Source organism: Novosphingobium sp. CCH12-A3 (genome assembly GCF_001556015.1).
Classification (GTDB): Bacteria; Pseudomonadota; Alphaproteobacteria; order Sphingomonadales; family Sphingomonadaceae; genus Novosphingobium; species Novosphingobium subterraneum.
In genome coordinates this window covers 46,236-60,669 of record NZ_LSIA01000121.1, presented here as the reverse complement: position 1 = coordinate 60,669, position 14,434 = coordinate 46,236, and the positions used below count along the sequence as shown (strand labels likewise).

Annotated in this window: 15 protein-coding genes; 8 read left to right on the top strand and 7 right to left on the bottom strand. The window is 66.5% G+C overall.

Going from position 1 to position 14,434, the window contains the following annotated elements:
* Position 1: 1 nt before the first annotated feature.
* The 7 genes from AX703_RS09540 to AX703_RS09510 are packed head-to-tail and all read left to right on the top strand — an operon-like array spanning position 2 to position 6,910.
* On the top strand, positions 2-1,018 hold the full coding sequence (locus AX703_RS09540; protein WP_062343779.1) for a zinc-binding dehydrogenase: 1,017 nt from the start codon (positions 2-4) through the stop codon (positions 1,016-1,018).
* Positions 1,015-2,388 (top strand): 3-isopropylmalate dehydratase large subunit, encoded by a 1,374-nt coding sequence (locus AX703_RS09535; RefSeq protein WP_062343778.1) that lies wholly within the window; start codon positions 1,015-1,017, stop codon positions 2,386-2,388. The genes AX703_RS09540 and AX703_RS09535 overlap by 4 nt, the downstream gene beginning before the upstream one ends.
* On the top strand, positions 2,385-2,990 hold the full coding sequence (gene leuD / locus AX703_RS09530; protein WP_062343777.1) for a 3-isopropylmalate dehydratase small subunit: 606 nt from the start codon (positions 2,385-2,387) through the stop codon (positions 2,988-2,990). Before AX703_RS09535 ends, leuD begins: the two co-directional genes overlap by 4 nt.
* Positions 2,987-3,907 (top strand): hydroxymethylglutaryl-CoA lyase, encoded by a 921-nt coding sequence (locus tag AX703_RS09525; RefSeq protein WP_062343776.1) that lies wholly within the window; start codon positions 2,987-2,989, stop codon positions 3,905-3,907. The genes leuD and AX703_RS09525 overlap by 4 nt, the downstream gene beginning before the upstream one ends.
* A complete protein-coding gene (locus AX703_RS09520) occupies positions 3,904-5,076 on the top strand; it encodes a CaiB/BaiF CoA-transferase family protein (protein ID WP_255355046.1) in 1,173 nt (390 codons plus the stop codon). The genes AX703_RS09525 and AX703_RS09520 overlap by 4 nt, the downstream gene beginning before the upstream one ends.
* 29 nt (positions 5,077-5,105) lie before the next feature.
* Entirely contained in the window at positions 5,106-6,017 is a 912-nt protein-coding gene (locus AX703_RS09515; RefSeq protein WP_062343775.1) for a DUF1838 family protein, read from the top strand.
* Positions 6,017-6,910, top strand: coding sequence for an MBL fold metallo-hydrolase (locus tag AX703_RS09510; protein ID WP_062343774.1), 894 nt, complete (start codon positions 6,017-6,019; stop codon positions 6,908-6,910). The genes AX703_RS09515 and AX703_RS09510 overlap by 1 nt, the downstream gene beginning before the upstream one ends.
* Positions 6,911-6,961: 51 nt before the next feature.
* Here AX703_RS09510 and AX703_RS09505 read toward each other — a convergent pair whose 3' ends face one another.
* The 4 genes from AX703_RS09505 to AX703_RS09490 form a co-directional block, all read right to left on the bottom strand.
* A complete protein-coding gene (locus tag AX703_RS09505; protein ID WP_197423665.1) occupies positions 6,962-7,639 on the bottom strand; it encodes a hypothetical protein in 678 nt (225 codons plus the stop codon).
* A 45-nt stretch (positions 7,640-7,684) separates the two neighbouring features.
* Positions 7,685-8,044 (bottom strand): hypothetical protein, encoded by a 360-nt coding sequence (locus tag AX703_RS09500; protein ID WP_062343773.1) that lies wholly within the window; start codon positions 8,042-8,044, stop codon positions 7,685-7,687.
* A complete protein-coding gene (locus AX703_RS09495; protein ID WP_062343772.1) occupies positions 8,041-9,270 on the bottom strand; it encodes a class I SAM-dependent methyltransferase in 1,230 nt (409 codons plus the stop codon). The genes AX703_RS09500 and AX703_RS09495 overlap by 4 nt, the downstream gene beginning before the upstream one ends.
* Before the next feature lie 134 nt (positions 9,271-9,404).
* A complete protein-coding gene (locus AX703_RS09490) occupies positions 9,405-10,343 on the bottom strand; it encodes an alpha/beta fold hydrolase (protein ID WP_062343771.1) in 939 nt (312 codons plus the stop codon).
* 115 nt (positions 10,344-10,458) lie between these two features.
* Between AX703_RS09490 and AX703_RS09485 the strand changes: the two genes are divergently transcribed.
* Positions 10,459-12,468, top strand: a complete 2,010-nt coding sequence (locus AX703_RS09485) for a c-type cytochrome (RefSeq protein WP_062343770.1) — start codon at positions 10,459-10,461, stop codon at positions 12,466-12,468.
* 8 nt (positions 12,469-12,476) lie between these two features.
* Here the strand turns inward: AX703_RS09485 and AX703_RS09480 are convergent, their stop codons facing one another.
* Genes AX703_RS09480 through AX703_RS09470 form a run of 3 tightly spaced genes read right to left on the bottom strand, consistent with a single transcriptional unit; the run spans position 12,477 to position 14,433 of the window.
* Entirely contained in the window at positions 12,477-13,628 is a 1,152-nt protein-coding gene (locus tag AX703_RS09480; protein WP_062343769.1) for a class I SAM-dependent methyltransferase, read from the bottom strand.
* Positions 13,625-13,951 (bottom strand): hypothetical protein, encoded by a 327-nt coding sequence (locus AX703_RS09475; protein WP_062343768.1) that lies wholly within the window; start codon positions 13,949-13,951, stop codon positions 13,625-13,627. The genes AX703_RS09480 and AX703_RS09475 overlap by 4 nt, the downstream gene beginning before the upstream one ends.
* 17 nt (positions 13,952-13,968) lie before the next feature.
* Positions 13,969-14,433, bottom strand: coding sequence for a (2Fe-2S)-binding protein (locus tag AX703_RS09470; protein ID WP_062343767.1), 465 nt, complete (start codon positions 14,431-14,433; stop codon positions 13,969-13,971).
* Between the last annotated feature and the right edge of the window lies 1 nt (position 14,434).

The following is a 14,434-nucleotide window of genomic DNA, read 5'->3' as shown; positions in this document are numbered from 1 at the left end:
GATGAGCGAGCAGACCTACCGCGCGATCCGGCTGGAACGGATCGCCCCGTCCTTCCGCGAAGGCGCGGACATTGTCGAACTGCCGGGCGCGGCGCCTTCGCACGGAGAGATCCGGGTGCGCAACCTGCACTGCGGCGTCAACGCGATCTTCGACACCCAGATTGCGCGGAATCTGGTCGATTACGTGAAGATCACCCTGCCGACCTTTACCGGGGTCGAGGCCATTGGCGTCGTCGAAGCGGTGGGCGAAGGCGTGACGGCCTATGCCGTGGGCGATGCTGCCGTTTCGGTTCGCTTCACCGGCGGCTATCGCGAACAGAACACCGGCCCGGTCGCCAGCTTTGCGCCGGCCCCGGCGGCGACGCGCGAATATCTGGCGCTCGCCTCCACTGGCGTTTCGGCGATGGTGGCGCTGGAACAGATCGGTGAAGTGAAGACCGGCGAGACGGTGGCTATTTCGGCAGCGGCAGGCGGGCTGGGCCATCTGCTTATCCGGCTTGCCGCGCTGAAAGGCTGCCGCGTGATCGGCGTGGCGGGCGGGCCGGAGAAGTGCGCGTTCGTTGCCTCATTGGGGGCCGAGCGCGTGATCGACTACCGTTCGGAAGACGTTGGCGCGGTGCTGGCTGCGGAATACCCGCGCGGGATTGATGTTGCCGTCGACACGGTCAGCGGCACGATCTTCGACGCTTTCCTTGCCAACCTTGCCAACCATGGCCGCCTGGTCGTCGGCGGCGCGGCCGCGGATCTTGAGGGCAAGCCCGAGATCGTCACCGCCCCGCGCATAGCCCACGCAATCTATTACAAGGGCGCATCGGTGCGCGGCTTCATGAACGGACTGCTGACCCCGTATTGGGACGATGCCCGCAAGCGTCTGTTCGATCTCTATGCGCGCGGAATGCTGCGCGTGCAGTTCGACAGCCAGCGCAACGTGGGGCTTGAAGGCATCTACGACGGGATCGAGCGGCTGCTTTCGGGCAAGTCGATGGGCAAGGTCGTGGTCGATCTGGCTGACCGATGACCGCTGCGCGCAAGACCCTGTTCGAGAAGATTTGGGATGCGCACCATGTGGCGCAGACCGCCGGCGGCGCACACCTGATCGCGATCGACCGCGTGTTCCTGCACGAGCGCACCGGCGCCTCGGCCCTGAAGTCGATGGCGGCGAGCGGGCGCCCGTTGCGCGATCCGGCGCGGGTCTTCGCGGTGATGGACCATATCGTCGATACCCGTATCGGCCGCGGCGACGATGCGCTGATGCCAGGCGGCAGTGCCTTCATCACCGAAACGCGCGCGGCGGCGCAGGCGGCAGGGATCACCCTGTTCGACGTGAACGATCCCGACCAGGGCATCACCCATGTCATCTCGCCGGAGCTGGGCATCGTCCTGCCCGGCGCAACGCTGGTCGCACCCGATAGCCACACCTGCACGCAAGGCGCACTTGGCGCTTTCGCCTGGGGCATCGGCTCGTCCGAGGCCGAACATGCGATGGCAACCGGCGTGCTCAGGCTCGACCGGCCCAAGACAATGCGCGTCACTTTCAGCGGCGCGCTGTCTTCCGGCGTCACGCCCAAGGACATGGCGCTGCATCTGCTGGCGACCTACGGCGCAGGCGGCGGCGCGGGCCACGTGGTGGAGTTTTCGGGCGAGGCGGTGACCGCGCTCGACATCGAAGGGCGCATGACCCTGTGCAACATGGCCACCGAGTTCTCGGCCATGACCGCGATCATCGCGCCGGATGCAAAGACCTACGCCTATCTTGCGGGCAGTCGCCACGCCCCTGCCAGCTTCGACGCGCCCTACTGGGCGACGCTGACCACCGACGAGGGCGCCACTTTCGATCGTAAGATCGTGATCGACGCCGCCTCGATCGCGCCGATGGTAAGCTGGGGCACCAGTCCCGAACACTCCATGGCGGTGACCGGCACGGTGCCCAAGGGACCGGACCGTGCCCACGCCTATATCGGGTTGGAAGCGGGCCAACGCCTGCTCGGTACGCCGATCGACGCCGCGTTCATCGGATCGTGCACCAACGCCCGCTTGTCTGACCTGCGCCGCGCGGCGGATCTGCTGCGGGGCAGGCACATTGCACCGTCGATAAGGAAGGCGCTGGTCGTGCCCGGCAGCTCCGCCGTCAAGCGCGCGGCCGAAGCGGAAGGGCTGGACAAGGTGTTCACCGCCGCCGGGTTTGAATGGCGCGCCAGCGGCTGCTCGCTCTGCTTCTATGCCGGCGGCGAAAGCTTCGCGCAGGACTCCCGCACGATCAGCAGCACCAACCGCAATTTCGAAGGCCGCCAGGGCCCGGGCATCCGCACCCACATCGCCAGCCCGGAAACGGTCGCTGCCAGTGCGATTGCCGGTGCCATAGCCGATCCGCGGGAGCTGTCACGATGACGCCGTTCACCACGCTGACGTCGGTCGCCGTCCCGCTGCTGCGCGACAACGTCGATACCGACGCGATCATCCCCAGCCGCGAGATGAAGAGCACCGGGCGCACGGGCCTTGCCGATGGGCTGTTCGCGCCGTGGCGCTACACCGACGCCGTGGCGCGGACGCCCGACCCGGACTTCCCGCTGAACCAGACGCAGGCAAAGGGGGCGCAGATCCTGCTCGGCGGGGCGAACTTCGGCTGCGGATCGAGCCGCGAGCATGCCGTCTGGGCGCTCGTCGAATATGGCATCCGCTGCGTCATCGCGGAGAGCTTCGCCCCGATCTTCCGCGGCAACTGCATCCGCAATGGCATCCTGCCCGTCACGCTGGACCGCGCCGTGGTCGACTGCCTTGGCTGGCAGACGCTCGATGTGGACCTGACCGCGCAGACCGTGACTGCACAAGGCAAGGCGCATGCCTTCACCATCGAGGAAGAGCCGCGCCAGATGCTCCTCGAAGGGCTCGATGCCATCGCGCTGACGCTGAAATCCCTCCCCGAAATCGACGCCTGGACCAAGGCTGACCGCGCCCAGCGTCCATGGATCTACGCCGGAAAAGCTGCATGACCCAGATACTCGTTTCAGAAGTCGGCCCGCGTGACGGGCTGCAATCGATCAAGGCCGTCTTGCCGACCGAGGCCAAGAAGGCCTGGATCGCCGCCGAAGCCGCCGCCGGGGTGCGCGAGATCGAAGTGGGCAGCTTCGTGCCGCCAAGCCCTCTGCCGCAGATGGCCGATACGGCAGAGATCGTTGCTTTCGCGCGTGGCATCGAGGGGCTGAACGTCGTCGCGCTTGTCCCCAACGCCAAGGGTGCGGCCCGCGCCGTGGAAGCGGGCGTCCACGGCATGTCGATCCCGTTCTCGATGAGCGAAACCCATTCGCAGCGCAATGTCCGGAAGGACCACCCGGCGATGCTCGCTGAAATCGCCGAAGTGGCCCGCATCGCCCGCGAGGGCGGCGTGCACTTCGCCGTGGGCCTTTCCACCGCGTTCGGCTGCACCATCGAAGGTGCGGTGCCCGAAGATCAGGTCGTGCGCCTTGCCGTTGCCGCTGCCGAAGCGGGCGCGCAGGAATTCAGCTTGTCCGACACCACCGGCTATGCCGACCCGGCGCAGGTTCGCCGCCTTGTCCGCAAGGTGAAGGCCGCCGTTGGTGCCGACAAGCTGACCACGCTGCATCTGCACAACACCCGCGGCCTCGGCCTCGCCAATGCGCTGGCCGGGCTTGATGAAGGCATCACCACGCTCGATTCCTCGCTGGGCGGGCTTGGCGGTTGCCCTTATGCGCCGGGCGCTTCGGGCAACCTCGTCACCGAGGACCTCGTGCTCATGCTCAACTCGATGGGGTTCGGGACCGGCATCGACCTTGAAAAGCTGCTCGCTGTGCGGAGCATTCTGGCCGAGGCCCTGCCGCAAGAGCCGCTCTACGGATTCACTCCCGATGCAGGCCCGATGCTCGATTACGCCGAAAGGATTGCCCGTTGACCGCCGCGCCTGAAGATACTGGTAGCCAACAGATCGGCCCGACCCCGTTGGCGGGGATCAAGGTGATCGAATTCACCCACATGGTCATGGGGCCTACGGTCGGCCACATCCTTGCCGGGCTCGGCGCAGAGGTGATCCGCATCGAGCCGCTGGGCGGGGACCGCACGCGCCGCCTGCTCGGCTCGGGCGCCGGCTATTTCCCGATGTACAATCGCGGCAAGCGCTCGATCTGCCTCGATCTCAAATCGGCCGAGGGCAAGGCCGTGGCGCGTGACTTGTGCGCCAGTGCCGATGTGCTGGTGGAGAACTTCCGCCCCGGCGCGCTGGACCGGCTTGGCCTGTCGTTCGATGATCTTGCAGCCATCAATCCGCGCCTGATCTACTGCTCGGAAAAGGGTTTCCTGCCCGGCCCGTACGAAGACCGCACCGCGCTTGATGAAGTGGCGCAGATGATGGGTGGCCTTGCCTACATGACCGGGCCTCCGGGCCGCCCCTTGCGCGCTGGCTCCAGCGTGGTCGACGTCACCGGCGGCATGTTCGGCGTGATCGGCATCCTCGCCGCGCTGGAAGAACGCCACCGCACAGGCAAGGGCCAGAAGGTCGTCGCCAGCCTATTCGAGACCACGGTCTATCTCGTCGGCCAGCACATGGCGCAGTTCGCCGTCACCGGAAAGGCCGCCGCGCCGATGCCCGCGCGCATCTCGGCCTGGGCGATCTACGACGTGTTCGAGACGAAGGACGAGCCGGTGTTCATCGGCGTTGTCTCCGACAGCCTGTGGGAGAAGTTCTGCGCGCTCTTCCAACTCGACGATCTCTGGGCCGACGAGGCTATCCGCACCAACAACGAGCGCGTTCTTGCGCGTGATCGCATCCTGCCGCAGATCCGCGCCCTGCTGGCGTCGATGACCCGCGCCGAAATCGTCGCCAAGCTGGAAGGCACCGGCCTGCCGTTCGCGCCGATCGGGCGGCCCGAAGACATGTTCGACGATCCGCAACTGGCCTCGACCCGCCTGCCGACGATCCCGCTCGAAATGGGCGGCAAGCGTCCCGGCGGCAGCGTCGCCCTGCCCCAGCCCGGCGCCGATGCGCACGCGATCCTGCAAGAGCTTGGCTACCCGGCGCAGCGCATCGACGAGCTGATCGGCCAGGGTGCCGTGGAAACCGCCTGACCTTGAGGCATAACGTGGGGAACAAGCCGATGACCGATTTCGACAGAAGCGACGAGACTTTCCTCCTCAGCCGCCGCACCATGCTCGGCGGAGCCGGGCTGACGGGCGTGGCCTTGGCCGGTTCCGGCCTGCTCGGTGCAGCGCCTGCGCTTGGCGCGTCGCTGATCCGCGAGGAAGGCATCCCCACCGACCCGGCCGCGCGCATCGCCATGATCCGCCGCATGCGGCTGCGCACCGATCCGGGCATCGTCTACTGGTGGTTCCGTGGCCGCAACTATGCCCAGCAGGGCGCGAAGCTGACGCCGTTGTGCGAACTGGTGTTCGGCGCGGTGATGCAGGTCAATCCGCTCGCCGATGGCAGCATGGAGCTGACCTCCTACGAACTCGGCTTCCGCACCGCCCCCGGCACCAACGAACGTTCCGAGCAGCTGCGCAATCCGCTGACCGGCGAAATGGTGGACGTGCCCTTCGTGCCCGTCGGCCCCACCAAGGTTCGCTACAGCGCGGCCAACGATCTGATCTTCGATGGCAAGATCGGCAACACCACGCTCAAGGCTGAGCACGTGCCCGAGCTGTTCTATCACATGGGCGACCAGATCACCTTCCAACAGCACACCGCTGCCGATACCGAGACGCCGGGCCTTTCGCCGCGCCGCCTCAACGACATGACGATGATCACCAGCCCCGCAAAGGAAGCGCTGGACCCGCGCGTCCACTGCGCCAGCGCGACCGGCTATGGCACCGATCTTTCGGATTATGCCCGCTGGTGGAAGATGCCCGCCGGCATGGGCACGCAGTGCCTGCGCAGCGTTGGCCGCAAGGAAACCGACTACGCCAACATGCCCAAGGACTGGGTGGCGATGCTGGCCCGCGTCAATCCCGAAGGCGCACGCGATCCGCGCAAGCTGCTGACGCTCAAGCAGGAAGAGTATCGCAACTGATGCGCAAGGCGGGCCTCGTCCTTGCCGCGGCGCTCCTGATCGGGGCGACGCGTGGGGACGATCCGCTGACACGGCCCATCACCGGCCCCGATGCGGCGCGCTGGCTTGAGCCGGACGCGCCGCTGCGCGTATTTGCGGGGCTGGGCTATGTCGGGCCAAAGCGCGTCAAGCAGGCGGTGATCGATACCGGCAAGGGCCTCGTCCTGATCGACGCCGGACTGCCCGAAGGCCTGCCGGTGCTTCGCGCACATCTGGCTGATCTCGGCTATCGGATCGATCAGGTGAAGTGGCTGCTGGTGACCGAGCCGCATTACGATCACGCCGGGGCCATCGCCGCGGTGGTGCGCGAAAGCGGCGCGCAGGTCTATGCCTCGGCCTCTGCTGCCGCGGCGCTGCGCCATGGCATCAGCGGTGATGAAGATCCGCAGCGCGCCAGCCTTATCGCCTATGCCCCGGTCAAGAGCGTACGCGTCGTGAAGGACGGCCAGCGCCTGCACCTGGGCAAAGTCGGCATCACCGCCCGCGCCATGCCGGGGCACACGCCGGGATCGATGGGCTGGTCATGGCAGACCTGCTCCCCGAGCACTGACTGCGCCAGGGTGTTCTTCGCGGCCAGCCTCAATTCGCTCACTGCCGGAACCTATCGCTACCGCGACCACCCGGAGCTTGTGGACGGTTTCCGCCGCAGCATCGCCATGCTGCACGATGAGCCGTGCGACGTCCTGCTGTCCAACCACGCCGAACATTCGGGCGCAGACCTGCGCGCTGCGGCAAGGCGCGCTGGCAAAACGCCCGATCCGATGCGCGCGCCTGGCGCCTGCAAGACGATGGCCGACAAGTACGCCGCGCTGCTCGACGCCCAGCTCTCCCGCGAAGAGGCCGCGCCCAAATAGAAAGGGCGGCCCGATCAGGCCGCCCCTCCCTTTTCGCAAACCCTGCCCCGATCAGAACGGCTTGACCGTTCCCAGGAAGCAGATGCCCGAGATCGTGATCCAGTACACGTAGGCCATCAGGCGGCCGTACAGGAACTCGCGCTCGAGCGCGGCTTCCTCGGCCGGGTTCGGACCTTCGGCCAGGCGGCGGAAGCGGACGGTCCACAGGCGCATGATCCAGCGCAGGCCAAGGCCGATGCACAGGGTGAAGCCATAGAGCGTCAGTTTCGTGGCGTACCAGCGCGAACCTTCGCTGGCCTCGAGCGGGCCATGGCCCAGCAGCGAGGAAATGCCGACCACGAAGATCGTCGGGATCAGCACCCAGCGGATCTTCTCGTCAAGCTTGGTGAGCATCACGCCGCGATCGGTCTCGCGGTAGATGAAGGCCGACCAGCAGAGAGCAAGCCAGCCCGCCACGAACACCCACATCGCCGTGAGGAAGCTGCCGCCGTAGGGCTGCAGGCCATAGATATTGCCCATATGCAGCCCCAGCGGCAGCAGCATGATGATACCGGTGCGCGCCAGGATGTCGATGCGATAGGCGGTTTCCATGTGCCGCCTGCGCTCCTCCATCGAGAGCTTGCGATTGATGATGTTAAAGCTTGTCTGGAAGACACCCCATTCGCCGCCAAGCCAATAGACCATGGAGACGATGTGGACCCAGCGCAGTACCAGTACTTCTTCGATCAACGACTTTCCCCTTTGATGTGGAAGCCGCCACTAAGCCACTGCGCGTCAGCCTCGGGAGAGCCGCTCCACCCAGTCGGTGACCGGCGGATCGGGGTTCTCCATGGCTTCGACTTCCTGCTGGAAGCCGCGCATGACGCGGGCAATATATGCCCTCATGGCGATGCCTCGTTCCTCGCCGGCACCCAGGTCCGGCTTGAAGTTTTCGATGGCATCCCGGCTGAGGGAGCCTTGCGACTCCAGCAGCCGTTCAACAGTATCCAGACGCTCCCGCGTGGCGGCCAGTTCAGCCGTCAGCGACAACGCCAGCGAGTAAAGGCGGTCGAGGGCCATCTCGTCGAAGAAGACCGGCCTTCCGCCCTTGGCGCGAGCGCCCGAACGCGCGATCCAGTCGATTTCCTGCGTCATGCCGAAATCTCCTTTTCTGCTCCGCTGGTTACTTGAGGCTTCCAGGCCCCGTAGGCATTCCAGATGGCAGCGCGTCCGTAATCCTCCTCTTCCCCATCGGGCGATGCCGGGAACAGGGACTTATCGGGAACTGCTCGCACACCGGTTACAAACTGGTGGTCCATCGGGAATCCGGCCTCTTCCATCACCGCTTTCAGATCGACGCCATGCATGGCCGACCAGAACGGTTCGTTGTTGTTGTAGGCGTCCCAGTCGCGGATGAACTGCTCGTAAAGCGGCATGTCCGGACCGTACTGCGGCTGTTCGACATGGAGCAGCAACCCGCCCGGCTTGAGCACGCGACGGCATTCAGCCAGGATCTTCGGCATCGATTCCGCCGAAAGCTCGTGCAGGAACATCGTCGTCTGCACCCAGTCGAAATGGTTGTCGGGGAACCGCGAAAGGTCCTCGCCACTGGCCTGAACGAAGCGGATGTTCTTCACGCCCAGCCCCGCCGCGCGCGCGGCGCCATAGCGCAGCGATGCCGCCGCGGTGTCGATCGCGATCACCTCGGCGTCGGGGAACCCTTCGGCAAAGGGCACCGCGTTGTGGCCAACGGTGCAGCCCACATCGAGGATGCGCTTCGGTTGCCAGTCGGGGCGGTTGGCCTTGACCCAGCCGACCACGGCCTGCCCGCCGCCATTGTTGAGGCTGCCAAGCGCGCCGCCGGTCGTGGCGAACAGACCCACGTCATAGTTGGCGCCCACGGTCACGTCGCCTTCGCGCTCACCACCGTGATAGCCACCGGGCTGGCAATGAATATCGACGCAGGTGGCGTAGATCGGCTGTTCCACGCTCGGGTCCAGTTCCAGCAGGCCCGACGCTTCGTTGAAGGCCTTGGCCTTCGCATCCAGCTCATCGAGCTGGCGCAGCACGATCTGGCGCCCGTTCTGCTGGCGCATCTCCATCGAGTTGCGCTTCAGCGCCGACCACATGCGGTGGAAGGGGTCCTGATTCATCGCGATGCGGATTTCCTCGCGGTTCTCCGGTTCGCGCCCGTGGATTACCTTGAAGGCCGGCAGGACGCGCGTTTCATAGGCAATGCGATTGCCGCGTCCGATCTCGCCCGAAAGATAGCGATTGAACAGCGTGAGGAAGTTGAACCGCGCAGCCTCGTCATGGCTGGCTTGCGGCATCATCGGATGACGCTGCAAGGCGGTATAGGGTGGCGGTATCTTGTCCTTCATAAGCCCTCCTCGGTTGCGGTGCGTCTGACGGCTGAGCGATGCGCTCTCGCGGCCTCGACGATTCGGAACCTGACACGGGCGCCGTCGTGAAGGCTTGATTTGTATCAATGATAGGACAATAAATTCGCCGGGCTTCAGGCGTCGAGGAATTGACGGATCGCTCCCGCAGTTGCGACCGGATCGTCAAGTACCGGCAGACCGCTGGCTTGCGGCAGAACCACCGTCTGCGAATGGCGCAAGGCTGCCTCGGCGATGGGGCGATAGCCGGGAAAGAACGTGTCGTTATCGCCATAGAGCAGCAGCGTCGGCGCGGTGATCCGGGCCATCAGGCGGGAAAAGTCGGTCAGCGCAACCCCTCGCTCCTGCGGCCTGATCCAGCGCCCGGCCTGCTGACGGCTGGCGTTCTGCTCCGCCGAAATGCGCACCGCATCGCGCACGCCGAAGACCTTGACCAGTGCTTCCGGCCCACCCGGGAGGGGATCGCCCGCAGCATTGAACATGCCGCCACGCAACTGGTCCGCCTCCTTGGCGCGGATATCGTACCAGGACCGCCCCTTGCCGAGGGCGCAGGACGGCAGGACGAGCCGCCGCACCCGCTCCGGCATGCCTACCGCCAGCGCCACGGCCACGCAGCCGCCGAGCGAGGTTCCGGCAAGATCGACTTGCCCCAGGCCCAGTTCCGTCATTGCTCCAGCGATCAGCGCAGCCGTTTCCTCGACAGACTGCACTTCCGGCGGCGGTCCCTGCCACGCCGAAAGGCCATGCCCCGGCAGATCGAACGCAATCACGCGCCGGTCTGGGCCGAGAAGCCTTGCCACCATGCGCCAGTCGTCGCTCCACCCGCCCAGCATGTGCAGCAGGACCAGTGGCGGGCGCTGCTCGGCGCGGCCAGCGGAGCGCCAGTGCAGAACGCCACCGGCGCGCCGCACATCTCCTTGCGAGTCCCAGAAGCCGGGGAAGCTGGCGGGCCGGATGGCGTTGCCGAGATCCGGGGTCGCCGCAGCACCCTTTGCCGAAGCCGCCAGCGCCATTGCGCCGCCCGTCAAAATGCCAAGATCGCGCCTGCTCAACATGCCCCGATCCTGCGCGCCTGTCCCGCCGGATCACTGCGCAAGATGCGCCTATCCGCCAGTCGGCCAAGGCGCGCACGGACACGCACCGCGATACGCTGCAGGACAGACTGCAGGCATGCGCAAGATTCCCCTCCTGCTCACCGCCAGTCTCACCTTGGCTGCTCCCGGCATTGCGGGCCAGAGCGATGCTGTCGACAAGACGACCTTCCACGGCAATGCCGCGCGGGAAGGCTGGAACCGCGCGGAAACCGTGCTGACGCCAGAAGCGGTCGCCGGTCGCGCGTTTGGCCAGATATGGCAATCGCCGGTGTTCGATTTTGCAGGCACCGCACCGCCGCGCCTGTTTGCCTCTCCGCTCTACCTCGGCAGCGTGCTACAGCGCAGCGGGCCGCTCGCCGGGCAATCCGTGCCGGTGGCCTACGCGGTCGCCTCCACCGGCTTTGCCTATGCCGTGCTGGCAGTGGATCGCGGAGCATTGTCCGCCGGGACCATCCTGTGGCGCAGGCAGTTGACGGCCAACCCCTGCCAGAATGGCGAGATGGGCAGCATCTCCACCCCGGTCATCGACAAGGCTGCGGGGCGCATCTACGTCACCTCTTGCCGCGATGACTGGGCATGGGACGTCCACGCGCTGGACCTTGCGACCGGCGACGAAGCCAAAGGCTGGCCGCTGGAGATCAGCCACCGCACCGTGCCCGCCAGCGTGAACCGCAACGGCACCACCCGCTTCGAGCCCGGCCAGATCTATTTCCAGCGCGGCGCGCTCAACCTCTCTGCCGATGGCGCGCAGCTTTACATCACCTTCGGCCCGGATCAGCAGGGCTTCCTCGTTTCGGTCAACACCCGCAAACCCGCGATAGCCAGCGCCTTCTCCTCGATGCCGCGCAGCGACATGCAGCAAGGCGGGATGTGGGGCGCGAGCGGCGCGACGATCGACGCGCAAGGGCGCATCCATGTCGTCACCGGGGCCAGCTTCGCCTCGGCGCTCGCCAAGCGCGGGATTGCCGGCGTCTATCCCGAAAGCGACGGCGCCTGGGGGCAGTCGCTCCTCCAGTTCGCCGACGATCCGCGCACCGGCCTGAAGCTGACCGGCACCTACTCCCCCTTCAACTATTGCCAGACCGCCGCGGCCGATATCGACATAGCCTCGGGCGGAGCCGTGGCGATCGAACTCGACCCGCGCCGCACCGCAACGCCGCATCTGCTGGCGCAAGGTTCGGGCAAGCAGGGCGTCGCCTACCTGCTCGATCGCAGCCGCCTGCCCGGCAACACCACTCGCCGCCATGTGTGCAGCAGCGATCCCGCCAGCGACGGTTCGCTGCTGGCGCCGGGTCCGCAAGCTGAACTCGGGTCACGCGGGCCGGTCGTGGTCTTCGGCCCCTATTCCGACAGCATCGGCATGGTGAATTCGGCCAAGAGCCGCGCCACGCCCGCCCGTTTCAGCGCCGTCGACGGACGCGAGTTCCTGTACTTCGCAGGCAGTTCCAAGACCGGCGCCGATTTCGGCACCAACGTGCCGCCCAGCCTCGTCAGGCTCGCCATCGCGCTGTCACCGGGTAAACCGGCGTGGCTGATACGCGATGCGCAGGAGATGACGGTAACCTTCCAGAACCCCGGCTCGCCGGTCGTCTCGAGCAATGGCGGGCGCAATGGCATCGTCTGGGTGCTCGATGTCAACATGCCGCGCAGCGCCAACGTGTTCCTGCCCGATGCGCCGGGCGCACTGCTCCGCGCCTTCGATGCGCTGACGCTCAAGCCGTTGTGGAGCAGCGGTCAGGCGCTACACCCGACAGGCAAGTACAACGAACCGGCGGTGGTGCAGGGCATGGTCATCGTCGGCACCGACCGGTTGCAGGCCTTCGGGCTGCGTGGCGGATCGGCGCGGTCCTTTGCCGACTACCAGCCGGTCAAGGCCGCCACTTCGGCGGGCCTCGCCCTGTTCGCCGCACGCTGTGCCAGTTGCCACGAGCAGGAAGGCACCGGAGCGCCCGCCCGCACCGCGCTCGCAACGATGGACCGCACCCGCATCGTCACGGCGCTGACCAGCGGCAAGATGCAGGCCATGGCCGAGGGCCTTGGGGCTGCTGAAATCAGCGCGATTGCCGAATACCTCAAGGCGCCCTGAAGCCGGCCTCAGGCCACGCCCGAGGCCACGAACCACGAACGGAACACGCCCTCGCTCTCTGGCCCGAAGCGGAATGGCCCGCTGCGCGCGGCTGGGCTGGTCGCCTGATAGCCGATCTCCACGTCCTTGAAGCCCGAGGCCTCAAACAGCGCGCGGTAATCGGTCGTCAGCGCGCCGCGCCAGTTGGGCTCGTTGTTGAACTGCGCTTCCAGCTCGCCCGAAAGCTCTACCCACGGGTCGGAATTGTCGTGCAGCAGCGGGACCTCAAGGTGCACCGCAAGGCCGCCGGGACGCAGCAGGCGGCGGCTTTCCGCCACGATCGCCATGCTCGCCGCCTGCGAGGTTTCGTGGAACACCACGCAGGAGAACACGAGATCGAAGCTGCCATCGGCAAAGTCGGTCCTTTCCGCGCTCTGCTGCGAGAAGTGGACGGCAGCGCCAAGATGCTCGGCCCGCGCGTGGGCATAGCGCAGGATCGAAGCGCCAACGTCGATGCCATGCACTTCCGCTTCGGGGAAGCACAGCGCGGCGGGCACGGTGCTGGTGCCGATGCCGCAGCCCATGTCGAGAATGCGCTGTGGCTCGAAATTGGGGAAGCGGGTCAGCACGTGAGCCATCGCCGTCTGCCCGCGCAGGTCGTTGAGCATCCCGCCGTTGCGGCCGAGCATGTAGACCGCGCCGCCCCGGTCCATCACCGCGCCCTGCAGCAACGAGCCATCATCGTGGGCATTGCCGCCGGGCATCAGGTGAATGTCGCCACGCGCGATGTATTCGGGTTCGACCAAGTCCGGATCGGTCCGCACCGACCCTTTCGGGTTTTCGATCCGCGCCAGTTCCTCAAGCTCTTCGGCCTGGCGTTCGACGCTGCGCGCCACGCCGTGCCACAGCTGGCGCTGGCTCTCGCGCTTCATGGCGAGCCAGGTGCCGAAGCTTTCATGCTCGGCCATGCGCTTGCGCAGCGCGGCGGTGCCGTTGCCTTCTGCGCCCTTCAGCGCCGTAGCCTCGCGCGCGGCAATCTGGCCCTGCACCGGCTCGATCTGCTGCATGATGTAAAGCTTGAGATCGCGCACGAACAGCTGTTCGGCCAGTTCGTCGTGGCTCGGCACCGCGATCAGTGGATGGGCAAGGCCGGCGCGGTCTTCGGACAATTGCCTGGTCATGCTGCATCTCCCATGGTAGTGGTGGCGGCAAGTTCGGCCAGCGCCGCCTCGCGCAAGGGGCGGAACACCTTGTCGAGCGTGGCCTTGCGATGGGCCTCGCGCGCAGCCTCGGCGGCAGCATCGGGCTCGTACCCGTCAATCGCACCAGGAGCTAGCGCGCCCGAAGCTTCCAGCAGGCGCTCTGCCGCATCGAGCCGCGCGCGCAGGATCGTCACTTCCGAAGTGAGCCCGACGATCATTGCCAGCAGCTGCTCGTCCATGGGCCGCGCCCCATCGATCGGATCGAGCCGGTTGGGCGTTCGCGGCAGGGGTTTGCGAGACATTGCGAGGTTTCCTGTCATCAAGCGCGCGCAGCGGCGGCAGCTTGCCGCACGGCTGCAACTATACGCGGATATGTGCCGCAGCGGCAGATATTGGTGATCTGTTCGCGAATGCTCGTTTCGCTGGGATCGGGATCGCGGGCAAGCAACGCCGCCACCGCCATGATCATCCCGGGCTGGCAATAGCCGCACTGCGGCACCTGCGCCTCGACCCAGGCCTGCTGCACGGGATGGAGCTTGTCCGCCTCAGCCTTGCCCAGTGCCTCGATGGTCGTCACCTTTACGGCGCCCACATCGGAAAGCGGCATCGGGCAACTGCGCACCGCTTCGCCATCGATGTGCACGGTGCAGGCCCCGCAGGCCCCCACCCCGCAACCGAACTTGGTGCCGGTGAGCCCGAGATCCTCGCGCAGTGCCCAGAGCAGCGGCGTATCGGGATCGGCGGGGCAATCGCGCTCGATGCCGTTGACGGAAAGCTTCACCATC